Consider the following 22,521-nt stretch of genomic DNA (forward strand, 5'->3'; position numbering starts at 1 on the left):
TTCTGCCGCTTGCCGCTTGCCGCCTTATCCCACGTTAATGGCATCGATGCGGTTGGGGTCGGGGGCCTGGCCCGGCACCTCGGCGGGGGCGGCCAGCCCAAGGTTGTTCTTCTCGAAGACCCGGTCGGCGCGATAGCTCGAGCGCACCAGCGGCCCGGCGGCCACCTCCATGAAGCCCTTCTCCAGCCCCAGGCGGCGATAGCGGTCGAACTCCTCGGGGCTCACCCAGCGCTCCACCGGCAGGTGATTGCGGGTGGGGCGCAGGTACTGGCCCAGGGTGACGATATCGACGCCGATGGCGCGCAGGTCGTCGAAGGTGGCCAGGATCTCCTCGTCGCTCTCGCCCAGGCCCAGCATCAGGCTGGTCTTGGTCAGCACCTTGGGGTTGTGGGTCTTGGCATGGGCCAGCACGTCGAGGGTCTTGCGGTAGCCGGCGCGGGGGTCGCGCACCCGGCGGGTGAGTCGCTCCACGGTCTCGACGTTCTGCGCGAACACCTCGAGGCCAGAGTCGACCACCCGCTCGATGGCGGTGTGCACGCCGTCGAAGTCCGGCGTCAGCGCCTCGACCACGACCTCCGGGGTGTTGGCCTTGATGGCGCGGATGCAGTCGGCGTAGTGGGCGGCGCCGCCGTCGTCGAGGTCGTCGCGGTCCACCGAGGTCAGCACCACGTAGCGCAGCCCCATCAGCTCCACCGACTTGGCGGTGTTGGCGGGCTCCTCGGCATCCAGCCAGCCGCCGGGGTTGCCGGTGTCCACGGCGCAGAAGCGGCAGGCGCGGGTGCAGACCGAGCCCATCAGCATGATGGTGGCGGTGCCGTTGCTCCAGCACTCGCCCATGTTGGGGCAGTGCGACTCGGCGCAGACGGTGCTCAGGCGATGCTCGCTGACGTTGCGCTTGACGGCCTCGAAGCGCTCGCCGCCGGGGATCTGGGCGCGCAGCCACTTGGGCTTGCGGCCGGAGACGCCGCCGCCCTCGTCCTGCTGGGGCCGCTGCTTGATGCCATCCTTGATGGCGGCGAAGCCGTGCTCGGTGCGAAACTTCTTGCCGCTGGCGATGGTGGTTTTCGGGGTACTGTCGCTCATTGGGTGTGAGCCCCTCCGCTCGGCGTCGGCGGGCCCCGGTAACGGCCCGGGCCGCGGCGCCTTGGCGCTGTGGATGTCTGGGAACGCCCCACAATCTACCACAGGCGCGGCGACGAGGCATCGCCCGGGACGGGGGCGCGGTGCGAGTCAAGGGGGCCGGGTCAGCGTTCGCGGGGCTCGTCGTCGTCGCCGAATTGCGCTATATTGCATTGCAGCAAATGCCGGCGAGACGACCGGCGTCCCTTTCCCCTGACCGCCAATGCAGGAGGTCACCATGATGACCCTTCCGATGCCGACCCCGTCGGCCGACGCGCTCGCCCTGGTCGACCCCTTCGGCTTCGGGCGTGCCGCGGGCCGCTACTGGCTCGACGCCATGGAGCGCAGCGTACTCTACCTGGACGTGATGCGCCGCCGCGGCAACCAGTACCTGGAGCATATCGAGCAGACCAAGCCCAGCGTTCTCGGCTTCGACGCCGAGGTGCTGATGGATGGTCGTGACCTGCCGCGCCCGGTCAACTACGAGCTGCTGCGCATCCTGCCCCCCGAGGGCATGGAGACCGACCTGCAGATGCGCCCCTTCGTGGTGGTCGATCCGCGGGCCGGTCACGGCCCCGGCATCGGCGGCTTCAAGCCCGACAGCGAGATCGGCGTCGCCCTGCGCGCCGGCCACCCCTGCTACTTCATCGGTTTCCTGCCCTACCCGGTGCCCGGCCAGCAGGTCGAGGACGTGGTGGAGGCCGAGATCGCCTTCCTGCGCCACGTCAACGAGCGCCACGCCGAGCTCTCCGAGAAGCCCATGGTGGTGGGCAACTGCCAGGCCGGCTGGCAGGTGATGATGGCTGCCTCGCTGGAGCCCGACCTGTTCGGCCCGATCCTGATTGCCGGGGCGCCGCTCTCCTACTGGGCCGGGGTGCGCGGCGAGGCGCCGATGCGCTATACCGGCGGCCTGACCGGCGGCAGCTGGATGACCTCGCTGTTCAGCGACCTGGGCGACGGTACCTTCGACGGCGCCTGGCTGGTGCAGAACTTCGAGAACCTTAACCCGGCCAACACCTACTGGACCAAGCAGTACCGGCTCTACTCCCAGGTCGATACCGAGGCGGAGCGCTATCTGGAGTTCGAGCGCTGGTGGGGCGGCCATGTGGTGCTCGGCGGCGACGAGATCCAGTACATCGTCGACAACCTCTTCGTGGGCAACCGCCTCTCCACCGCCCAGATGGTGACTTCCGACGGGCGGCGCATCGACCTGCGCAACGTGCGCTCGCCGGTGGTGGTGTTCTGCTCCTGGGGGGACGACATCACCCCGCCGCCCCAGGCGCTGGGCTGGGTGCGCGACCTCTACGAGGGCAGCGACGACATCGTCGCCAACGAGCAGACCATCGTCTACTGCGTGCATGACTCCACCGGCCATCTGGGGATCTTCGTCTCGGGCAGCGTCTCCCGCAAGGAGCACACCGAGTTCACCGCCAACATGGACTACATCGACGTCCTGCCGCCGGGCCTCTACGAGACCACGGTGTCGCGGGCCGACGAGCATGATGGCGAGCCGGTGGAGCGCGACTACCTGCTGGAGTTCACCCCGCGCGGCGTCGACGAGCTCGACGAGGTGGTGCAGCACAGCGTCGAGGACGACACCCGCTTCGCCACCGTGGCGCGCCTCTCCGAGATCAACCTGGGGCTCTACCGGCTCTTCGTGCAGCCCTGGGTCCGCGCCCTGGCGACCCCGGAGTCGGCCCACTGGATGCGCCGCATGCACCCCAACCGCCTGGGCTACCGGCTGCTCTCCGACCGCAACCCGCTGATGGCCTCGATTCCGGTGCTGGCCGAGCGGGTCCGCGCCGACCGTCACCCGCTGAACGAGGACAACCTCTTCCGGGTGCTGGAGTCCATCGCCTCGGACCAGATCACCCGCAGCCTCAACGCCTGGCGCGACCTGCGTGACGGCGCCATCGAGCGGATGTTCCTCGATGTCTACGGCCAGCCGCTGCTGCAGTCCCTGGTCGGCCTGGGGGGCGATGCCCATGTGCATCGTCGCCGCCCCGGCGCGGAGCCGGAGCATCGCCGCTTCATCGAGCGCCGCCAGGCCGAGCTGCATGCGCGCCTCGCCGAGGGCGGCAGCCACGAGGCGGTGGTCCGTGCCCTCATCTATGTTCTGGGCGGTGCTCCCTCCACCGACGAGCGCAACTTCAAGCGCCTGCGCGCCTCCCATGCCGAGCTCGAGCCCCAGCTGTCGCTGGCCGACTTCAAGTGCCTGATGCGTGAACAGTTCTTCATCCTGAAGCTGGATCGCGAGGCGGCCGTCGAGGCGCTGCCGGCGCTGCTCCAGGGGCAGAGCGCCGAGCAGATCGCTGCCCATCTCGAGCACATCGAGCATGTGCTGGCGGCCAGCGGCGAGCTCTCCGACAACTCCGCCGAGCGCCTGGCGCGGGTGCGCGCCCTCTTCGAGCGCGCCATCGACCGGGCGCCCCAGATCGAGGCGGAGTCCCGCGCCGAGGCGGAGGCGTGGATCGGCGAGCAGGCCCAGGCCCAGCGCCAGGCCTACAGCGAGCTGGAAGGGCTGATGGAGACTCGCAGCCAGGCCGAGCCTGCCGCCAGGGCCGAAAAGAGCGCAGAGATGCCGGCCGCGGCCGACACCCGCCAGGAAGAGCCGGCGGATGTGGCGCCCGCCATGCCCGAGGCGCCCGCCGCGGCCGAGTCGGCTGCGCCCGAGGCGCGCAAGGAAGACCCGGCAGCGCCCTCCGTCGAGGCCGACGCCAAGCCCGCCCCCGCAGGCAAGCGCCAGCCGGCGAACCGGCGCACCACCACCCGGCGCCGAGGCACCAGCACGCGTCGCAAGCCCGGCGGCGGTGGCGGCAAGAGCTGACCCCACGCCCGACGCCTTTCGCGCCCCCGTCGCCACCCGCGACGGGGGCGCGCCTGTTTGGGTGGCGCTTGCCGGCTCGGTACGCGCGGTCTACGGTCAGAGGGCCGGCACCCGAGTGCCACTGGCGTGACGTCTGACGCTGGGGTAGGGTAGGCGCATTTTTCGCGCGCCCGGGCTGGGCGGCAGGATTTCGCCAGGCACGGCCACGCGGCCCGTGTCACTGACACTTAGTGGAGCACTATGGGCAAGTCACTGGTCATCGTCGAGTCGCCGGCCAAGGCGAAGACGATCAACAAGTACCTCGGCAACGACTTCATCGTGAAGTCGAGCGTGGGCCATATCCGCGACCTGCCGACCAGCGGCTCCGGCAAGGCGGCCTCCGACCCCAAGGAGCGTGCCCGCCAGGCCGCGGCGACCCGCAAGATGTCGCCGGAGGAGAAGGCCGAGTACAGGAAGCGCAAGGCCCACGATCAGCTGATCCGCCGCATGGGCATCGACCCCGACCACGGCTGGCAGGCCAACTACGAGATCCTGCCCGGCAAGGAGAAGGTGGTCGCCGAGCTCAAGAAGCTAGCCGCCAAGGCCGACGCCGTCTATCTCGCCACCGACCTTGACCGCGAGGGGGAGGCAATCGCCTGGCACCTGCGCGAGACCATCGGCGGCGACGAGGGGCGCTATCGACGCGTGGTCTTCAACGAGATCACCAAGGGCGCCATCCAGGAGGCCTTCAAGGACCCCGGCAACCTCAACATGCCGCGGGTGGAGGCCCAGCAGGCGCGGCGCTTCCTCGACCGGGTGGTGGGCTTCATGCTCTCGCCGCTGCTGTGGGCCAAGATCGCCCGGGGCCTCTCAGCGGGGCGCGTGCAGTCGGTGGCCATGCGCCTGATCGTCGAGCGCGAGCGCGAGATCCGCGCCTTCGTCCCCGAGGAGTTCTGGGACGTCCACGCCGACCTGGTGTCCGAGGCCGGCGAGCCGGTGCGCTTCGAACTGGCGCGCCAGGATGGCCAGGCCTTCCGGCCCACCTCCGAGGCCGAGACCCTGGAACGCATCGCCGGCCTGCGCAAGGCAAGCCTTGCCATCACCGGTCGCGAGGACAAGCCGACGCGCTCCAAGCCCAATGCGCCCTTCATCACCTCGACCCTGCAGCAGGCCGCCAGTGGCCGGCTGGGCTTCTCGGTGAAGAAGACCATGACCCTGGCCCAGCGCCTCTACGAGGCGGGCTATATCACCTATATGCGTACCGACTCCACCAACCTCTCGAAGGACGCGGTGGAGAGCGTGCGCGACTTCATCGGCAATGAGTACGGTGCGCGCTACCTGCCCGAGTCGCCCAACCGCTACTCCAGCAAGGAGGGCGCCCAGGAGGCCCACGAGGCGATCCGTCCCTCCGACGTCGCCCGGCGGGCCACCGACCTGGCCGGCATGGAGCGCGACGCCGAGCGCCTCTACGAGCTGATCTGGCGCCAGTTCGTGGCCTGCCAGATGACCCCTGCCGAGTACCTCTCCACCACCCTGACGGTGGCCGCCGACGGCTACGAGCTGCGCGCCAAGGGACGGGTGCTCAAGTTCGACGGCTACACTCGGGTGATGAAGCCCATGGGACGCAAGGAGGAGGACCAGTCGCTGCCAGACCTCGCCGAGGGCACTCCCATGACCCTGGAGGCGCTTGACCCGCGCCAGCACTTCACCAAGCCGCCGGCGCGCTACACCGAGGCGAGCCTGGTCAAGGAGCTGGAGAAGCGCGGCATCGGCCGTCCCTCCACCTACGCCTCGATCATCTCCACCATCCAGGACCGCGGCTACGTCAGGCTGGAGAACCGGCGCTTCTACGCCGAGAAGCTCGGCGACATCGTCACCGAGCGGCTCAAGGAGTCCTTCCCCGACCTGATGGACTACTCCTTCACTGCGCGCATGGAGGACAGCCTCGACGAGGTGGCCGAGGGCGAGCGCAACTGGCGCGGGCTGCTCGACGCCTTCTACGCCGAGTTCGAGAAGGAGCTCCGGGAGGCCGAGAGCGAGGCGGGCATGCGCCCCAACCAGCCGGTGCCCACCGACATCGACTGCCCCTCCTGCGGGCGCAAGATGCAGATCCGCACCGCCTCCACCGGGGTCTTCCTGGGCTGCTCCGGCTACAACCTGCCGCCCAAGGAGCGCTGCAAGACCACCATCGACCTGCTGCCGGGCGAGGAGGCGGTGGCCGCCGATGCCGACGAGGAGGCCGAGACCGATGCCCTGCGCGCCAAGCACCGCTGCCCGAAGTGCGGCACCGCCATGGACAGCTACCTGATCGACGAGACGCGCAAGCTGCACATCTGCGGCAACAGCCCCGACTGCGACGGCTACGAGATCGAACAGGGGCGCTTCCGCATCAAGGGCTACGACGGCCCCACCATCGAGTGCGACAAGTGCGGCAGCGAGATGCAGCTCAAGAGCGGACGCTTCGGCAAGTACTTCGGCTGCACCAACAGCGAGTGCAAGAACACCCGCAAGCTGCTGCGCAACGGCGAGGTGGCGCCGCCCAAGATGGACCCCATCGACATGCCCGAGCTGGCCTGCCAGAAGGTCGATGACCACTACGTGCTGCGCGACGGCGCCAGCGGCCTGTTCCTGGCGGCCAGCAAGTTCCCCCGCAACCGCGAGACCCGCCCGCCGCTGGTCCGTGAGCTCAAGGCCCACGCCGAGGAGCTGCCGGAGAAGTACCGCTACCTGCTCGACGCCCCCAGCGAGGACCCGGATGGCCGCCCGGCCCAGATTCGCTTCTCGCGCAAGGCCAAGGAGCAGTTCGTGATGACCGACGAGGACGGCAAGGCCACCGGCTGGAAGGCCACCTTCGACGGCAACCGCTGGCAGGTGGAGGACAAGCGCAAGTGAGCCCGAGATCCCGCACCAACCAGCTGCTCTACCAGGCGCAGCTACTGCTGGCCACCCCGGCCGGCGATGACGAGCACGCCGAGGCGCGGCGCATGGCCGCCGAGGAGGGCGCTCTGGCGCTCACCGAGCTGGCGCTCGAGTCGCTGCTGCGCGAGGTGACCGAGCATGCCCGCCTGCCCGGCCACGCCTGGCGCGAGCTGCTCGGTCCCGAGGGGGCCGAGATCGCCGAGCTGCACCGCCTGCGCGAGCTGGCCGCCCAGCCGGGCAGCTGGCTGGCGCGGCTGGTCGCGCGCCTGGAGGCCCTGCACTCCGACGACGGCGCTGCCCGGCGCCGCAGCGGGGCGGCCGCCGGCCTGATCGCCGTGGGCGGCCCGGCCGGGCTCGGCGACGAGCTGGCCGACTGTCTGGCCGAGGCCAAGGCGGAGATCGCCGCCCTGCGCGAGACCAGCCAGGAGTGGTAGGGCCCACCGGAATCGCCTCGCGTTAACCTGCATCGCCTCTCGTTGATATGCGTCAAGCGCTCTCGCTGCCCCTTGGCTAGGATGAAGACAAGGAGCCGAGGCGGCAGCGGGTCGCCGGGATCATGACGAGGAGGTGCCACCATGCGGTTTCATCAGGTGAAGGAGCTGGTCGACTGGGCGGCCGATTACCACAGGCGCCTGGCCGAGCAGTATGCGTCCCTGGCCAGGGGTGAGGTCGGCGAGCGGGTGCGCATGGCACTGGAGTACCTGGCCGAGCACGAGCGCAAGATGGAGAGCGACCTGACCGGCTACCTGGCGGACGGCAGCGACCATCGCCAGGTGCTGTCGAGCTGGTTCGACGATCCCGCCGACTTCCCCCATCCCCCGGTGCTGGAGCGCCTGCCCGAGTGCATCGACTGTGCCAGCGTGCAGGGTGTACTCTCCACCGCGTTGACGGCCCATCGCACCCTGCAGGATCTCTATGACCATCGTGCCGAGCGGGCCGCCGGCGGCGAGGAGCGCGCCTTCTTCGAGGCTCTCTCCCGCGGCCACGAGGCGGAGGTGCGGCGCATCGCCCGCGACATGCAGCGACTCGAGGACTACTGAGGAGCCCCCATGAACGATCAGATACTCTCGCCCAAGATGCTGGGCTACTGGGATGACGACGGCCTCAAGGAGGCCACCGACGAGCCGGGGATCTACTGCGTCTACCGCGCCGCCAAGGATCCCGAGAGCGGCGAGATGGAGGTGCAGGAGCTGCTGCATGTGGGAGAGAGCGGCAGCGCCCGCTATGGCATCCAGCATGACGAGTCCCGCCCCCGCTGGGAGGCCAGCCTGCAGCCGGACGAGGCCCTGTGGTACGCCATCGGTCCCTGCGGCAAGGCCAATCGCGAGCGGCTCAAGGCGGCGCTGATCAACGCCCACAAGCCGCGCCTGGACGCCGACAGCCCCTACCTGGAGCGCTTCCCCTTCGATCGCACCACCGTCCACCTCTACGGCCGCAAGGAGAAGCTCCAGGCGATCTTCACCGTGGAGCGTCAGGACTGACTCGAGCGCCTTCCCGCTCAACCCGCGAACCCCCTGTGGCCAACCCCGGCCCAGGGGGTTCGTCGTCCGGGCCCCCAGGGCCTATGCTGACACGGAGCGCTCCCCCCCCCACGCCAGGAGATCCCCCATGGCCGACGCCCCCTCGCCCCACCGCCAGCTGCTGCGCCGCCTGACCCGCCTGCTCGAGGTCCCCGAGGAGAGCGATGACGAGACCCTCGAGGCCCATGCGCTGCTGGAGGACGCCCTGCGAGCGCGGGCCACCGATATCCACCTCGATCCCCTGCAGGAGGGGCTGCGCATCCGGCTGCGCGTCGATGGTCGGGTGCTCGAGGCGCTGCGCGTGGATGCCGGGGTCGGCGCCCGCCTGGTCAACCAGTTCAAGGTGCTGGCGCGCCTCAACCCGGTGCCCTCCCAGGTGGCCATGGAAGGCAGCTTCAGCTGGCCCCCGGAGGAGGCGCGCGAGGAGACCTTCCTGAGGGTCACCGCGGTGGGCACGGTGGCGGGGGAGAAGCTGGCGGTGCGCTTCCTGGCGCCGCCGGAGACCTTCCGAGACCCCCTGTCGCTGGGGGTCGGCGAGCAGGGTGCCCGTGGCATTCGCCACTGGATGGATGCGACCGGCGGCATGCTGCTGGTGGCCGGTCCCACCGGCGCCGGCAAGACCACCACCCTCTATACCCTGCTCAACCAGCTGCGCCTCGAGGAGAGCCATGTGGTGACCCTGGAGGACCCGGTGGAGTACGAGGTGCCCGGCATCAACCAGATCCAGGTGGATGCCGACGCCGGCCTGGACTTCGTTTCGGGCACCCGCTCGCTGCTGCGCCTCGACCCGGACTACGTGCTGATCGGCGAGATCCGTGACGCCGGCTCGGCCCAGGCCGCGCTCAACGTGGCCAGCAGCGGGCGCTCGCTGATGGGCACCCTGCACAGCCGTGACGCCGTGGGGGTGGTCTCCTCGCTGCGCCACCTGGGCCTCGGGGATACCGAGATCAGCGCCAACCTGGGGCTGGTGGTGGCCCAGCGGCTGGTGCGGCGGCTCTGCCCCCACTGTCGCGAGCAGCGGCCCCTGCCCAGGCGCGAGGCGGAGTGGCTCGATGCCATGGGCGTGACCCTGCCCGAGGTCTCCTGGCAGCCCACTGGCTGCGAGCGTTGCGACGGCCTGGGCTTTCGCGGGCGCACCGGCGTCTTCGAGGTGTGGCAACCCACCGCCGAGGATCACGGCCTGATCCTGCGCCAAGCCGACGAGACCCGACTGCGGCGTGCCCTGGTGGCGCGGGGCGAGACGCTGATGCTGCAGGATGGCCTCGACAAGGCCGAGGCGGGGGTGACCTCGCTGGGCGAGGTGCTTCGCATGGGGGCGCTGCTGCCCGCCTGAGGGGCCTGACAGGGACCCGCCGGATAGGCTATAAAGCCATCAGTCGCGTCGCCGCCGATCCCGCGACGCCCACGCCTTCGTCGCCAGGAGTCCCTCTGTCCATGCCACACCTCTCCCGCCGCCGCTTCTCCTGCCTGGCCCTGGCCGCGCCGCTGGCACTGCTGGGTGTCGGGCCGGCCCGGGCCAACCTGGTCGAGACCCAGCTCTCCCGCGCGCATCTGCCGCGCCACGCCGACGAGCTCTGGGTGCTGGTGGATGACCGCGAGGCCGAGCTCATCGTCTACCGCGGCAATCGCCAGCTCGAGCGCTTCCATCCCATCTCGCTGGGCCGCGGCGGGGCGCGCCCGATGCGTCTCAAGGGCAGCAACGCCACCCCCAAGGGCGAGTTCCGGGTCAACCGCTTCAACTTCGAGAGCGACTGGCACCTCTTCGTGGGGCTGGACTACCCGACCCCGACCCACGCCCGGGTGGCGCTGGACGAGGGCATCTACAGCCAGCAGGACTACGATCGCTACTTCGACTACTACCGGCGCAACGGCCATCCGCCCCAGGACACCGTGCTGGGTGGCTTCATCGGCCTGCATGGCATCGGCAAGGGGGATCCGGAGATCCATCGCCAGTTCCACTGGACCCAGGGGTGCGTGGCGGTGACCGATACGCAGATCGAGCGCCTGGCATCGATGATCGACATTGGCACACGCGTCGTGATCCGCTAGGCTGGTATATGCGCAAGGGACGTTGAAAGCGATGGACAAGCGCCGTTGCGTATAATAAAACAGCGTTTGACTCCTGTGCCTCGAGCACAAGTCGCTGCAGACGCGCCTGCATCCGCAGGCAGGACGCCTGAACGTCAGGCTTCTTTCAACGCAGTACCAAGGAAGACCCAAGGAGAACACCATGACTCTGAAGACCACCCTGAAGCTGACCGCCGCTGCTGCTTCTCTGGCCGTTCTGGCTGGCTGTGCCTCTACCAGTGCCCTGGAAGAGGTTCGTCAGACCGCCGAGTCTGCACAGGCCGACGCCGCCGAGGCTCGCAGCATCGCGGTTCAGGCGCAGAACACCGCCAACCAGGCACAGCGTGACGCCCAGGCGGCTCTGCAGATGTCCGAGCAGAACCGTGACGAGATGAACCGCATGTTCCAGCGCTCCATGCAGAAGTAATTCTGCCGAGCGCCGACATCGCCTGATGGCGATGCGGTTCTGCAGCAAGAGAAGACCCCGCCTCGGCGGGGTCTTCTCGTTGGTGGGAGGGGCGAGCCGGCGCTCAGCGCACGGCCACCGCGATGGCGTCGTAGAGGCTGGGGGCCTTCGGTGCCTCGGGGGTAGGCGCCTCCTCGGCGGTACGCATCAGCGACACGGTGACGCCGTCCGGCGACTCGACCAGCTCGCGCAGCTGGGCGTAGTCCACCGGCGGCTGTTCGTCGCCGAACGCCTTGCTGACCTTGTCGATGGCGAAGATCAGCGGCTCGAACCCTTCGCGGTTCTCCTCCAGGGTGGGGAAGGACTGCGCCAGCAGCTCGCCATCCTCGTTCCAGCCGGCCTTGAAGGGCTGGTCGATGATGTTGACCCGGGTGCCGCTGGGCACGCGCTGGTAGAGCGACTCGATGTCCTCGGGGAACATGCGGATGCAGCCGCGGCTGACGCGCATGCCGACCCCCTCGGGCTTGTTGGTGCCGTGGATCAGGTAGCTCGGCAGCCCCAGCAGGATGGCGTGACGGCCGAGGGGGTTGTCGGGCCCCGGGGGCACCACGGAGGGGGCCGGCTCGCCGCGGGCGGCGGCCTCGCGGCGCATGGAGGCGGGTGGTGACCAGGCGGGATCCTTGACCTTGATGGTGGTCTTGGTCACGCCGACCGGGGTGGAGAACTCCTCGCGTCCCACGCTGATCGGGTAGGTCTCGACGATGCCCTCCTTGGAGTAGTAGTAGAGGCGCAGCTCGGAGAGGTTGACCACGATCCCCTCGCGCTCGGCGTCGGGCAGGATCCGGCGGCCCGGGATCGTCACCTCGGTGCCCGCGAAGGGCGCCCAGAGGCTGACCTCCGGGTTGGCCATGCGGATCTCCTCGTAGCCGACGTTGTGCTCGCGGGCGATGTCGATCAGGGTGTCGCCCTCCTCGACGGTGATGGTGTAGTGCTCGCCGATGACGCTGCCGCTCTCGGGGAGCGCATAGTGACCGCGCGGCAGCTCGCGCACCTCGTCGGCGGTCGGCTCGGCCGCCATGGCGCCGGCCGAGAGCAGGGCGCCGGTGCCCAGCACCAGTGCCAGGCGGGCGCCGCGTTTGGCCAGGGTTGCGGTGTTCATCAGGGGAAGTCGACTCCTGGTGGCATCATGAGGGCGGCGCTGCGTCCTGCAGGCGCCGCCGATAATGGGGCGATGAGACGTCGTGTCATGTTGTCGTATCCATCCTATAGAGTGCCGCGAAAGGCGCGGGTTCGCCAGTCCCGGGGCTATGCCGCCAGGGCAACCGCAGTTACAGAAACCAAGGGGCGCTGGGGACAAGCCGTGGAGGAGGTCCTACGCCAGGGGTGAGAAGCACTGCTTCGAACGGGCTGGCCATGGATGGCCAGCACCGGACCTGCAAGCGTAGCAGGATGCGAGAGCGAAGCAGGGCGTCGGTAGCGCCCAGGGAAGGGTTCACAGCGCCTCCTCGAAGGCTTGTCGCCAGATCAGCCCCGAGTGACAAGCCAGCTGTGTTAGCCCTGCTATGCCGCCTCTGTCTTCTGGTTGAGGGTCTCGAGCAGCCGCTCCACGGTCTGGAAGCGGGACTCCTCCTGCTCCATGGCGGCCTCGAAGCGCAGGGTATCGGCGCCGTCGAGGCGGTAGCGGCCCGGTTCGCGCTGGATCAGGTTGACCAGGGTCAGCGGGTCGACCCGGGTGTGGCCGCCGAAGATGATGCGGCCGCGCTCGGGTCCGGCCTCGAGGCGGGTGATCCCCAGGCGCTCGGCGCGCTGACGCAGCTTCGTCTGGCGCAGCAGGGTCTTCACCGGGGCGGGCAGCAGCCCGAAGCGGTCGACCATCTCCACCTGCAGCTCCTTGAGGGCGGCCTCGTTCTCGGCGCTGGCGATGCGCTTGTACATCACCAGGCGCTGCTGCACATCGGGCAGGTAGTCGCTCGGGATCAGCGCCGGCAGGTTGAGGCCGATCTCGACGCCCTCGTCCAGTGGCGCCTCGATATTGGGCGTCTTGCCGGCACGGATGGCCGCCACGGCGCGGTCGAGCATCTCCATGTAGAGCCCGTAGCCGATCGCCTCCATCTGCCCGCTCTGCTCCTCGCCGAGTAGCTCGCCGGCGCCGCGGATCTCCATGTCGTGGCTGGCCAGGGTGAAGCCGGCGCCGAGGTCCTCGGCGGCACCGATCGCCTCGAGGCGCTTGATGGCGTCGCGGGTCATCGCCTTGGGTGGCGGCGTCAGCAGGTAGGCGTAGGCCTGGTGGTGGCTGCGCCCGACGCGGCCGCGCAGCTGGTGCAGCTGGGCGAGGCCGAACTTGTCGGCGCGCTCGATCAGGATGGTGTTGGCGCTGGGCACGTCGATGCCGGTCTCGATGATGGTCGAGCACACCAGCACGTTGAAGCGCTTGTGGTAGAAGTCCGACATCACCCGTTCCAGGGCGCGTTCCGGCAGCTGGCCATGGGCGACCCCGACCCGCGCCTCGGGGACCAGCTCACGCACCGTCTCGGCGGCGGTCTCGATGGTCTTGACCTCGTTGTGCAGGAAGTAGACCTGGCCGCCGCGCAGGATCTCGCGCAGGACCGCCTCCTTGATCACCGCCTCGTCGCGGCGCTGGACGAAGGTCTTCACCGACAGCCGCCGCGCCGGCGGGGTGGCGATGATGGAGAGGTCGCGGATGCCGCTCATCGCCATGTTCAGCGTGCGCGGGATCGGCGTGGCGGTCATGGTGAGGATGTCTACCTCGGCACGCAGGCTCTTCAGGCGCTCCTTCTGGGTCACCCCGAAGCGGTGCTCCTCGTCGATGATCAACAGCCCCATCCGGGGCAGCTTCATCGACTTGGAGAGCAGCTTGTGGGTGCCGATGACGATGTCCGCCTGGCCCTCCTCGATACGCTTGAGCGCGGCGGCCTGCCCCTTGCCGGCGGTGAAGCGCGAGACGAGCTCGATGTTCACGGCGGTGTCGGCGAAGCGGTCGCGGAAGTTCTCGTAGTGCTGGCGGGCGAGCAGGGTGGTGGGCACCAGCACCACCACCTGGCGGCCGGAGTGTACGGCGAGGAAGGCGGCGCGCATGGCCACCTCGGTCTTGCCGAAGCCGACGTCGCCGCACACCACGCGGTCCATGGGCCGCGGGGCGGTCATGTCGCCGATCACCGCGCCGATGGCGGCGCGCTGGTCCGGCGTCTCCTCGAAGGGGAAGGCGGCGGCGAAGCGGGCGTAGTCGGCGTCCGGCGCGGCGCAGGCGAAGCCCTCGCGGGCCTCGCGGCGGGCGTAGATGTCGAGCAGCTCGGCGGCGGTGTCGCGGATCTTCTCGGCGGCCTTCCTGCGGGCCTTCTCCCACTGGTCGGAGCCGAGCCGGTGCAGGGGGGCGAGCTCGTCGTCGGCGCCGGCGTAGCGCGAGATCAGGTGCAGGCTCTCCACCGGCACGTAGAGCTTGGCGCCGTCGGCGTACTCCAGGGTCACGAACTCGGCGGCCTGGCCGCCGGCCTCCAGGGTCTCGAGCCCCCGGTAACGCCCCACGCCGTGGGCCTGGTGGACCACCGGGGCCCCGGGCTTGAGCTCCGAGAGGTGGCGGATGGCCAGCTCGTCGGCGTCGGTGGCCTTCTCGCGGCGCCGGCTCTGGCGCACCACCTCGCCGTAGAGCTCCGACTCGCTGATCACCGCCAGCGCCGGCTCCGCGAGCCACAGGCCGGAGGTGAGCTCGCCCTCGGTGATGGCGATGCGCGCCTCGCCGGCGAGGAAGTCAGCGAAGTCCTCGACGTGGGGCACGCTCAGCCTGAGCGGCGCCAGGGTCTCCTCCAGCGCCTCGCGCCGCCCGCGGGACTCGGCCACGAACAGCACCCGGGTCTCGGCGTGCTCCTCGAGGAAGCGCGACAGCGCCGCCAGGGGCTCCTTGGCCCGGGCATTGATCGCCACCTCCGGCGGGGGCTGGGTGGCCGGTGCCAGGGCGTGGCGCCGGGCGTCGTCGGCGGTCAGCTCCACCCGCGGGTGGCGCTTGATGGCGGCGAACACCTCGGCCACCGGCACGAAGGCGCGATAGGGCGGCAGCAGCGGCCGGGTGGGGTCGACGCCGAGGTTCTCATAGCGGCTCTCGATCGCTCCCCAATGGTGTTCGGCGGCTTCGAAGACGCCGGGCAGCAGCGCCACCCGGGTCGCTTCGGCGAGGTGCTCGAAGAGGGTGGCGGTCTGTTCGAAGAACAGCGGCAGGTACTGCTCGAGGCCGGGGGAGGGGATGCCCTTGAGGGCGTCCACGTAGAGCGGGCACTGGCGCGGGTCGACGTCGAACAGCGTCTCGAAGCCCTCGCGGAAGCAGGCGATGGCGGAGCGCGACAGCGAGTACTCGTGGGCCGGCAGCAGCTCGATGCGCTCGACCCGATCGGCGCTGCGCTGGGTGTCCGGGTCGAAGGTGCGCAGGGTGTCGATCTCGTCGTCGAACAGGTCGATGCGCAGCGGGGCCTCCACCCCCATGGGGAAGAGATCGATGATGGCGCCGCGCAGGGCGTACTCGCCGGGCTCGAAGACCGTCTCCACTGCCCGGTAGCCGGCACGCGAGAGCGAGTCGCGGAAGGCCTCGCGGTCCAGGCGCTGGCCCACCTCCAGGGTCATCACCCGCCCGGCGATGTAGTCCACCGGGGGCAGGCGCTGCATCAGGGTGTTGATCGGCACCAGCACGATGCCGTGCTCGCCGTCCTGCAGCCGGCGCAGGGTGCGCAGCCGGGCGGAGACGATGTCCTGGTGGGGCGAGAAGCTGTCGTAGGGTAGCGTCTCCCAGTCGGGGAAGGGCAGCACCGGCACGCGGCTGAAGAAGGCCAGCTCGCTCTCCAGGCGCAGCGCCTGGGCGGTGTCGGCGGTGACCACCAGCAGCGGCGCGTCCTCGGCCAGGTGGGCCAGGGCCAGGGCGGCGGCGCTGCCCTGGGGCTGCTGCCAGTAGAGGGTGTCACGCAGCCCCTGGGGGCGCGGTGGGTCGAGCGGAGAGAATGTCGGCATGGTCTCGTCGTCGGCAGTCGGCGGGTTCCTGGGCCCGGCGGGTCCTCGCTGGCGCCTCGCAGGCGGCCATCATACCAGTCGCCCCGGCTCTTGTAGTCAAACGGCCGTTCCTGTAATCCCCCTACAGCGGCTGCGACCATCCAGCGATTGCCGCGGGCGCGAGGCCCCGGGATAATGTCGCCGAATCCCGAACCCCACCAGTGAGGCCTCACGTGAGTCAGCAACCCTCCGATACCGTCTTCCAGGAATGGCACGACAACCAGGCGCTTGCCGAGCAGATGATCCCGATGATCGGTAGCCTCTACCGGCACAACAACGTGGTCACCACGCTCTACGGGCGCTCGCTGTTCAACCGCAGCGTGATCCGCATCCTGAAGGACCACCGCTTCGTGCGGAAGGTGGAGGGGACCGAGCTCTCGGTGCAGGATACCTACCCCCTGGTCAAGGCGATGACCGAGCTCAACCTGGGGCCGGCCCACGTCGACGTGGGCAAGCTGGGCGTGGCCTACAAGAAGCAGGGCGGCGGCGATGCCGTGGCCTTCCTGCGCGAGCAGCTCGCCGAGATCGTCGATGGCCACGACCCCGCCGCCGGCAACGGCGAGCCCAAGGACGTGGTGCTCTATGGCTTCGGCCGCATCGGTCGCATCCTGGCCCGGGTGCTGGTGGAGAAGGCCGGCGGCGGCAACCTGCTGCGCCTGCGCGCCATCGTGGTGCGCGGCCGCGGTGACATCGCCAAGGACCTCGAGAAGCGGGCAAGCCTGCTGCGCCGTGACTCCGTGCACGGCCCCTTCGACGGCACCATCAGCGTCGACCCCGAGGCGCGCACCATCACCGCCAACGGCAACGTCATCCAGGTGATCTACGCCGACTCCCCGGCCGACGTCGACTACACCGCCTACGGCATCGACAACGCCGTGGTGGTGGACAACACCGGCATCTGGCGCGACGAGGCGGGTCTCGGCCAGCACCTCCAGTGCAAGGGCGCGGCCAAGGCGCTGCTCACCGCGCCGGGCAAGGGCGACATCAAGAACATCGTCTACGGCATCAACCACGAGGCGATCACCGAGGGCGACAGCATCCTCTCGGCCGCCTCCTGCACCACCAACGCCATCGTGCCGGTGCTCAAGGTGCTCAACGACGAGTTCGGGGTCGAGCACGGCCACGTCGAGACGGTGCACAGCTACACCAACGACCAGAACCTGATCGACAACTACCACAAGGGCGACCGCCGCGGCCGCAGCGCGCCGCTCAACATGGTGCTCACCGAGACCGGCGCCGCCAAGGCGGTGGCCAAGGCGCTGCCGGAGTTCGCCGGCAAGCTCACCGGCAATGCCATCCGCGTGCCGACCCCCAACGTCTCCATGGCGATCCTCAACCTGCGCCTGGAGAAGGAGACCGACGCCGAGGCGCTCAACGACTTCCTGCGCCGCATGTCCCTGGACTCCCCCTTCCAGAAGCAGATCGACTACGTCGACTCCCCGGAGGTGGTCTCCACCGACTTCGTCGGCAACCGCCACGCCGGCATCGTCGACGCCAAGGCCACCATCGCCAACGGCAAGAACGCCGTGCTCTACGTCTGGTACGACAACGAGTTCGGCTACAGCTGCCAGGTGATCCGCATCCTGCAGTACATGTCCAACGTGCACTTCCTCAAGCTGCCGCGCGCCAACGCCTAAGCCAGGGACGTGCCGCCAAGCGCTAAGGATCGCGTGACGGCTTGAGTAGAAAGGCTAAAGTAGCAAGTGGCACATCGCCGCTTGCTACTTTTTACTTTGGCACCTTGTATCGCTTCCCTGCTGTGGCCGCTTGGCCGTCCCCCCCCTGCGACAATCTTTCCCTTGCCTCGGGCCTCCCCTTGCGACCTTCGCTCAGGTAGTCATCCCTCTGCCGGGTCTTTATAATACGGTGGATTTTTCGGGTGGGCAGGGCGTGTCTCTGGCCCCTTTTCCTCTTTATCCGATCCATCAACTGGGCGAGACTATGATCGAAGTCAAGAAAGGCCTGGATCTCCCCATCACGGGAGCGCCCGAGCAGCGCATCGAGGATGCGCGGCCCGTGCGCCACGTGGCGGTCCTGGGCACCGACTACGTCGGCATGAAGCCGACCATGGAGGTCAAGGAAGGAGATACCGTCAAGCTTGGCCAGCTGCTGTTCACCGACAAGAAGATCGACGGCGTGCGCTTCACGGCACCGGCCGCCGGCGAGGTGGTGGCCATCAACCGCGGCGAGAAGCGTCGCCTGCTCTCGGTGGTGATCAAGGTCGCCGAGAATGAGGAGGCCGTCGAGTTCACCGCCCATGGCCGCGACAAGCTGGCCGGCCTCGAGCGCCAGGTGGTGGTCGACCAGCTGGTCGAGTCGGGGCTGTGGACGGCACTGCGCACCCGGCCCTACTCGCGCACCCCGGCCATCGACAGCGTGCCCGCCGATATCTTCGTCACCGCCATCGATACCCATCCGCTGGCCGGCGATCCCGCCAAGGTGATCAACGAGCAGCCCCAGGCCTTCGAGGATGGCCTCAAGGTGCTGACCCGCCTCACCGAGGGCAAGGTCTTCCTGTGCAGCGGCCCGGACAGCAGCATCACCGGTGGCAACATCGACGGCGTCCAGGCCCAGACCTTCGCCGGCCCGCACCCCGCCGGCCTGGTGGGCACCCATATCCATCATCTCTCGCCCGTCGCCCTGCACAAGCGTGTCTGGCACATCGGCTACCAGGACGTCATCGCCTTCGGCAAGCTCTTCGTGGAGGGCAAGCTGGACATGGATCGCGTCATCGCCGTGGGCGGCCCCCGCGCCGAGAAGCCGCGCCTGCTGCGCACCCGCGTGGGCGCCAGCACCGAGGAGCTGCTCGCCGGCGAGGTGGTCGAGCCGGACGACACCCGCGTGATCTCGGGCTCGGTCTTCTCCGGCTTCGCCTGCGAGGGCAGCCTGCGCTACCTGGGCCGCTTCCACAACCAGGTCAGCCTGCTCGAGGAGGGCAACAAGCGTGCCTTCATGGGCTGGCTCTCCCCGGGCAAGAACCGTCACTCGGTGCTCGGCATCTACCTGTCGAAGATCACCGGCCTCAAGGACTACGCCCCGACCACCTCCACCAACGGCTCCGAGCGCGCCATGGTGCCGGTGGGCGCCTACGAGGAGGTGATGCCGCTGGACATCCTGCCCACCCAGCTGCTGCGCTCGCTGATCGTGGGTGACATCGAGACCGCCATGGATCTCGGCTGTCTGGAGCTGGATGAGGAGGACCTGGCGCTGTGCACCTACGTGTGCCCCGGCAAGTACGAGTACGGTCCCATCCTGCGTGACAACCTCACCACGATCGAGAAAGAGGCCTGATGATGGGTATTCGACAGACACTCGACAATCTCGAGCCGCACTTCCACAAGGGCGGCAAGTACGAGAAGTTCTATCCGCTCTTCGAGGCGGTGGACACCATCTTCTATGCGCCGCCCAGCGTGGCCAAGACCACTGCCCACGTGCGTGACGGGGTCGACCTCAAGCGCATCATGATCACCGTCTGGATGTGCACCTTCCCGGCGATGTTCTTCGGCATGTGGAACGCCGGCTGGCAGGCCAACGTGGCCATCGCCGAGGGCTACGGCTCCATGGCGGGCTGGCGCGAGGCGATCATGATGGTGCTGGCCTCCGGCCACAATCCGGACAGCCTGTGGGCCAACTTCGTGCTCGGCGCCACCTACTTCCTGCCGATCTACCTGGTGACCTTCGTGGTGGGCGGCTTCTGGGAGGTGCTGTTCGCCATCAAGCGTGGCCACGAGGTCAACGAGGGCTTCTTCGTCACCTCGGTGCTCTACGCCCTGATCCTCCCCGCCACCATCCCGCTGTGGCAGGTGGCCCTCGGCATCACCTTCGGCGTGGTGATCGGCAAGGAGATCTTCGGCGGCACCGGCAAGAACTTCCTCAACCCGGCGCTGACCGGCCGTGCCTTCCTCTACTTCGCCTACCCGGCACAGATCTCGGGTGACGCGGTATGGGTGGCGGCCGACGGTTATACCGGGGCCACCGCGCTCTCCATCGCCTTCCAGGACGGCATGGCCGCGCTGACCGAGCAGTACAGCTGGTGGGACGCCTTCCTGGGCTTCATCCCCGGCTCGGTGGGTGAGACCTCGACCCTGGCGATCCTGATCGGTGCCGCGGTGCTGCTGTGGACCAAGATCGCCTCCTGGCGGATCATGCTGGGTGTCTTCCTGGGCATGGTGGCCACCAGCGCGCTGTTCAACCTGGTGGGCTCCGACTCCAACCCGATGTTCGCCATGTCCTGGTACTGGCACCTGGTGCTGGGCGGCTTCGCCTTCGGCATGGTGTTCATGGCCACCGATCCGGTCTCCGCCTCCATGACCAACCAGGGCCGGCTGATCTTCGGCGCCCTGATCGGCGTGATGACCGTGCTGATCCGCGTCGTGAACCCGGCCTTCCCCGAGGGCATCATGCTGGCGATCCTGTTCGCCAACCTGTTCGCGCCGCTCATCGACAACTTCTTTGTTCAGGCCAACATCAAGCGGCGCAAGCAGCGCGTCGGTGTACCGGCCGAGGAGACCGCCTGATGGCACAGAGCAACAACTCCATCAAGAAGATCCTGACGGTGGCGTTCGCACTCTGCATCGTGTGTTCGGTCATCGTCTCCACCGCCGCCGTGGGGCTGCGCTCCAAGCAGCAGTTCAACCAGGAGCTGGATCGCAAGACCAACATCCTCAACGTGGCCAACCTCTACGAGCCCGGGATGGATGTGAACGACACCTTCGCCTCGGCGGTCACACCGCGAGTGGTGGACATGCGCACCGGCGAGTACTCCGAGGAGCATGACCCGGCGACCTGGGACGGCTTCGAGGCGCGCCGCGATCCCGCGGCCTCGCGCACGCTGTCGGGGGAGAAGGATCCCGCCGGCCTGACCCGCGTCGAGAACTTCGCTACCGTCTACCTGGTGGGCGACCCCGAGGATCCCGAGCAGATCATCCTGCCGATCCGCGGCCAGGGCCTGTGGGGCCTGATGCGCGGCTTCCTCGCCGTGGAGGGCGACGGCAACACCATCGTCGGCATCACCTACTACGAGCACGCCGAGACCCCGGGGCTGGGCGCCGAGGTCAACAACCCGCGCTGGCAGGCCCAGTGGGATGGCAAGGAGATCTACGGCGAGGCGGAATCGCTTGAGCCGGCGATCCACCTGACCAAGGGCGGCGCCAGCGGCGAGAACGAGATCGATGCGCTCTCCGGGGCGACCCTGACCAGCAACGGCGTCACCAACATGCTGCAGTTCTGGCTGAGCCCGGAAGGCTTCGGTGACTACCTGGCCAAGTTCCGCGCCGGCGTGAGCCAGGAGGCGGCCCAGGACGCCGACGTCGAACTCGAAGCGGAAGGAGCCTGATCATGGCGGAAGCAACTCCAAAGGGCGTCCTGACGACGCCTGTCTTCAAGAACAATCCCATCGCGCTCCAGGTGCTGGGCATCTGCTCGGCCCTGGCGGTCACCACCAGCATGAGCGTGTCGCTGGTGATGACGATCGCGGTGATCTTCGTGACGGCCTTCTCGAACCTGTTCGTGTCGCTGATCCGTCACCACATCCCGTCGTCCATCCGCATCATCGTGCAGATGACCATCATCGCCTCGCTGGTGATTGTGGTGGACCAGATCCTCAAGGCCTATGCCTATGAGATGTCCAAGCAGCTCTCGGTGTTCGTCGGCCTGATCATCACCAACTGCATCGTGATGGGGCGCGCCGAAGGCTTCGCCATGCAGAACGGCCCGAAGCTCTCCTTTCTGGACGGCATCGGCAACGGCCTGGGTTACGGCTTCATCCTGATGACGGTGGGCTTCTTCCGCGAGCTGTTCGGCTCCGGCAGCGTGTTCGGCTTCACCGTGCTGCAGCCGGTACAGGACGGCGGCTGGTACGTGCCCAACGGCCTGCTGCTGCTGCCGCCCTCGGCGTTCTTCATCATCGGCATGATCATCTGGGTGCTGCGCAGCCTGAACCCGGAGCAGGTCGAGGAGAACGAATTCAGGATGAAGGCCAACACCGAACCGAAGGAGGCCGTGTAACATGGAACACTATCTGAGCCTGTTCGTAGCCTCGGTCTTCGTCGAGAACCTGGCCCTGGCATTCTTCCTCGGCATGTGCACCTTCATCGCCGTGTCCAAGAAGGTCTCTGCGGCCTTCGGCCTGGGCATCGCGGTGATCGTGGTGCTCTCCATCTCCGTGCCGGTCAACAACCTGGTCTACAGCTTCCTGCTGGCGGAGGGGGCGCTCTCCTGGACCGGCATCAGCGGCGCCGAGAACATCGACCTCTCCTTCCTGGGCCTGCTCAGCTATATCGGCGTCATCGCCGCGCTGGTGCAGATCCTGGAGATGTTCCTCGACAAGTACGTGCCGGCGCTCTACAACGCGCTGGGCGTGTTCCTGCCGCTGATCACCGTGAACTGCGCCATCCTGGGTGGCGTGCTGTTCATGGTCGAGCGTAACTACAACTTCGGCGAGTCGGTGGTCTACGGCTTCGGGTCCGGGGTCGGCTGGGCGCTCGCCATCACCGCGCTGGCGGGTATCCGCGAGAAGCTCAAGTACAGCGACGTGCCGGCCTCCCTGCAGGGGCTGGGCATCACCTTCATCACCGTGGGCCTGATGTCGCTGGGCTTCATGTCCTTCTCCGGCATCCAGCTTTGAGGCAGACGCT

At 68.5% G+C, this 22,521-nt stretch carries 17 protein-coding genes; 14 read left to right on the top strand and 3 right to left on the bottom strand.

The window, feature by feature from the left end; genetic code table 11:
- Positions 1 to 24: 24 nt before the first annotated feature.
- On the bottom strand, positions 25 to 1,083 hold the full coding sequence (gene lipA, locus BLP95_RS09590; RefSeq protein WP_089678610.1) for a lipoyl synthase: 1,059 nt from the start codon (positions 1,081 to 1,083) through the stop codon (positions 25 to 27).
- Between the two features lie 277 nt (positions 1,084 to 1,360).
- Here lipA and BLP95_RS09595 point away from each other — a divergent pair, with 277 nt between their 5' ends.
- The 8 genes from BLP95_RS09595 (at position 1,361) to BLP95_RS09630 (ending at position 10,858) form a co-directional block, all read left to right on the top strand.
- Positions 1,361 to 3,946 (top strand): DUF3141 domain-containing protein, encoded by a 2,586-nt coding sequence (locus BLP95_RS09595; protein WP_089678794.1) that lies wholly within the window; start codon positions 1,361 to 1,363, stop codon positions 3,944 to 3,946.
- 240 nt (positions 3,947 to 4,186) lie between these two features.
- Entirely contained in the window at positions 4,187 to 6,817 is a 2,631-nt protein-coding gene (gene topA, locus BLP95_RS09600) for a type I DNA topoisomerase (protein WP_089678612.1), read from the top strand.
- Positions 6,814 to 7,278 (top strand): DUF6586 family protein, encoded by a 465-nt coding sequence (locus BLP95_RS09605; RefSeq protein WP_089678613.1) that lies wholly within the window; start codon positions 6,814 to 6,816, stop codon positions 7,276 to 7,278. Before topA ends, BLP95_RS09605 begins: the two co-directional genes overlap by 4 nt.
- A 141-nt stretch (positions 7,279 to 7,419) precedes the next feature.
- Positions 7,420 to 7,884: a hypothetical protein gene (locus BLP95_RS09610; protein ID WP_089678615.1), complete on the top strand. Its 465-nt coding sequence runs from the start codon at positions 7,420 to 7,422 to the stop codon at positions 7,882 to 7,884.
- A 9-nt stretch (positions 7,885 to 7,893) separates the two neighbouring features.
- The gene (locus tag BLP95_RS09615) at positions 7,894 to 8,325 is read left to right on the top strand and encodes a hypothetical protein (RefSeq protein WP_089678617.1); all 432 of its coding nucleotides are present in this window, start codon (positions 7,894 to 7,896) and stop codon (positions 8,323 to 8,325) included.
- Between the two features lie 127 nt (positions 8,326 to 8,452).
- Positions 8,453 to 9,697, top strand: a complete 1,245-nt coding sequence (locus tag BLP95_RS09620) for a GspE/PulE family protein (protein ID WP_089678619.1) — start codon at positions 8,453 to 8,455, stop codon at positions 9,695 to 9,697.
- A 101-nt stretch (positions 9,698 to 9,798) separates the two neighbouring features.
- Entirely contained in the window at positions 9,799 to 10,413 is a 615-nt protein-coding gene (locus tag BLP95_RS09625; RefSeq protein ID WP_089678621.1) for a L,D-transpeptidase family protein, read from the top strand.
- 181 nt (positions 10,414 to 10,594) lie between these two features.
- Entirely contained in the window at positions 10,595 to 10,858 is a 264-nt protein-coding gene (locus tag BLP95_RS09630; protein WP_023007348.1) for an Lpp/OprI family alanine-zipper lipoprotein, read from the top strand.
- 103 nt (positions 10,859 to 10,961) lie between these two features.
- Here BLP95_RS09630 and BLP95_RS09635 read toward each other — a convergent pair whose 3' ends face one another.
- Both BLP95_RS09635 and mfd read right to left on the bottom strand, forming a co-directional pair.
- Positions 10,962 to 11,996, bottom strand: a complete 1,035-nt coding sequence (locus BLP95_RS09635) for a L,D-transpeptidase family protein (RefSeq protein WP_089678622.1) — start codon at positions 11,994 to 11,996, stop codon at positions 10,962 to 10,964.
- Between the two features lie 401 nt (positions 11,997 to 12,397).
- The gene (gene mfd / locus BLP95_RS09640; protein ID WP_089678624.1) at positions 12,398 to 15,847 is read right to left on the bottom strand and encodes a transcription-repair coupling factor; all 3,450 of its coding nucleotides are present in this window, start codon (positions 15,845 to 15,847) and stop codon (positions 12,398 to 12,400) included.
- 212 nt (positions 15,848 to 16,059) lie between these two features.
- Here mfd and BLP95_RS09645 point away from each other — a divergent pair, with 212 nt between their 5' ends.
- From BLP95_RS09645 to nqrE, 6 genes are all read left to right on the top strand, one after another.
- Positions 16,060 to 17,523, top strand: coding sequence for a glyceraldehyde-3-phosphate dehydrogenase (locus BLP95_RS09645; protein WP_089678626.1), 1,464 nt, complete (start codon positions 16,060 to 16,062; stop codon positions 17,521 to 17,523).
- Positions 17,524 to 17,827: 304 nt separating this feature from the next.
- Positions 17,828 to 19,177 carry a Na(+)-translocating NADH-quinone reductase subunit A gene (locus tag BLP95_RS09650; protein WP_089678628.1) on the top strand — a complete coding sequence of 450 codons (1,350 nt, stop codon included), beginning with the start codon at positions 17,828 to 17,830 and terminating at the stop codon, positions 19,175 to 19,177.
- The gene (locus tag BLP95_RS09655; protein WP_089678630.1) at positions 19,177 to 20,403 is read left to right on the top strand and encodes an NADH:ubiquinone reductase (Na(+)-transporting) subunit B; all 1,227 of its coding nucleotides are present in this window, start codon (positions 19,177 to 19,179) and stop codon (positions 20,401 to 20,403) included. The genes BLP95_RS09650 and BLP95_RS09655 overlap by 1 nt, the downstream gene beginning before the upstream one ends.
- Entirely contained in the window at positions 20,403 to 21,221 is an 819-nt protein-coding gene (locus BLP95_RS09660) for a Na(+)-translocating NADH-quinone reductase subunit C (RefSeq protein WP_089678631.1), read from the top strand. The genes BLP95_RS09655 and BLP95_RS09660 overlap by 1 nt, the downstream gene beginning before the upstream one ends.
- A gap of 2 nt (positions 21,222 to 21,223) precedes the next feature.
- Positions 21,224 to 21,892 (top strand): NADH:ubiquinone reductase (Na(+)-transporting) subunit D, encoded by a 669-nt coding sequence (locus BLP95_RS09665; protein WP_089678633.1) that lies wholly within the window; start codon positions 21,224 to 21,226, stop codon positions 21,890 to 21,892.
- A gap of 1 nt (position 21,893) precedes the next feature.
- Entirely contained in the window at positions 21,894 to 22,511 is a 618-nt protein-coding gene (nqrE, locus tag BLP95_RS09670) for an NADH:ubiquinone reductase (Na(+)-transporting) subunit E (protein WP_089678635.1), read from the top strand.
- The last annotated feature ends 10 nt before the right edge of the window (positions 22,512 to 22,521 follow it).

The organism is Halomonas shengliensis (genome assembly GCF_900104135.1).
GTDB lineage: Bacteria > Pseudomonadota > Gammaproteobacteria > Pseudomonadales > Halomonadaceae > Halomonas > Halomonas shengliensis.

Bases quoted from the DNA above. Each gene is read 5' to 3' on its own strand.
- BLP95_RS09625 (WP_089678621.1), top strand. From the start codon at position 9,799: ATGCCACACCTCTCCCGCCGCCGCTTCTCCTGCCTGGCCCTGGCCGCG.
- topA (WP_089678612.1), top strand. From the start codon at position 4,187: ATGGGCAAGTCACTGGTCATCGTCGAGTCGCCGGCCAAGGCGAAGACG.
- BLP95_RS09665 (WP_089678633.1), top strand. From the start codon at position 21,224: ATGGCGGAAGCAACTCCAAAGGGCGTCCTGACGACGCCTGTCTTCAAG.
- BLP95_RS09595 (WP_089678794.1), top strand. From the start codon at position 1,361: ATGACCCTTCCGATGCCGACCCCGTCGGCCGACGCGCTCGCCCTGGTC.
- BLP95_RS09650 (WP_089678628.1), top strand. From the start codon at position 17,828: ATGATCGAAGTCAAGAAAGGCCTGGATCTCCCCATCACGGGAGCGCCC.
- BLP95_RS09635 (WP_089678622.1), bottom strand. From the start codon at position 11,996: ATGAACACCGCAACCCTGGCCAAACGCGGCGCCCGCCTGGCACTGGTG.
- BLP95_RS09630 (WP_023007348.1), top strand. From the start codon at position 10,595: ATGACTCTGAAGACCACCCTGAAGCTGACCGCCGCTGCTGCTTCTCTG.
- nqrE (WP_089678635.1), top strand. From the start codon at position 21,894: ATGGAACACTATCTGAGCCTGTTCGTAGCCTCGGTCTTCGTCGAGAAC.
- mfd (WP_089678624.1), bottom strand. From the start codon at position 15,847: ATGCCGACATTCTCTCCGCTCGACCCACCGCGCCCCCAGGGGCTGCGT.
- lipA (WP_089678610.1), bottom strand. From the start codon at position 1,083: ATGAGCGACAGTACCCCGAAAACCACCATCGCCAGCGGCAAGAAGTTT.
- BLP95_RS09615 (WP_089678617.1), top strand. From the start codon at position 7,894: ATGAACGATCAGATACTCTCGCCCAAGATGCTGGGCTACTGGGATGAC.
- BLP95_RS09610 (WP_089678615.1), top strand. From the start codon at position 7,420: ATGCGGTTTCATCAGGTGAAGGAGCTGGTCGACTGGGCGGCCGATTAC.
- BLP95_RS09620 (WP_089678619.1), top strand. From the start codon at position 8,453: ATGGCCGACGCCCCCTCGCCCCACCGCCAGCTGCTGCGCCGCCTGACC.
- BLP95_RS09660 (WP_089678631.1), top strand. From the start codon at position 20,403: ATGGCACAGAGCAACAACTCCATCAAGAAGATCCTGACGGTGGCGTTC.
- BLP95_RS09655 (WP_089678630.1), top strand. From the start codon at position 19,177: ATGATGGGTATTCGACAGACACTCGACAATCTCGAGCCGCACTTCCAC.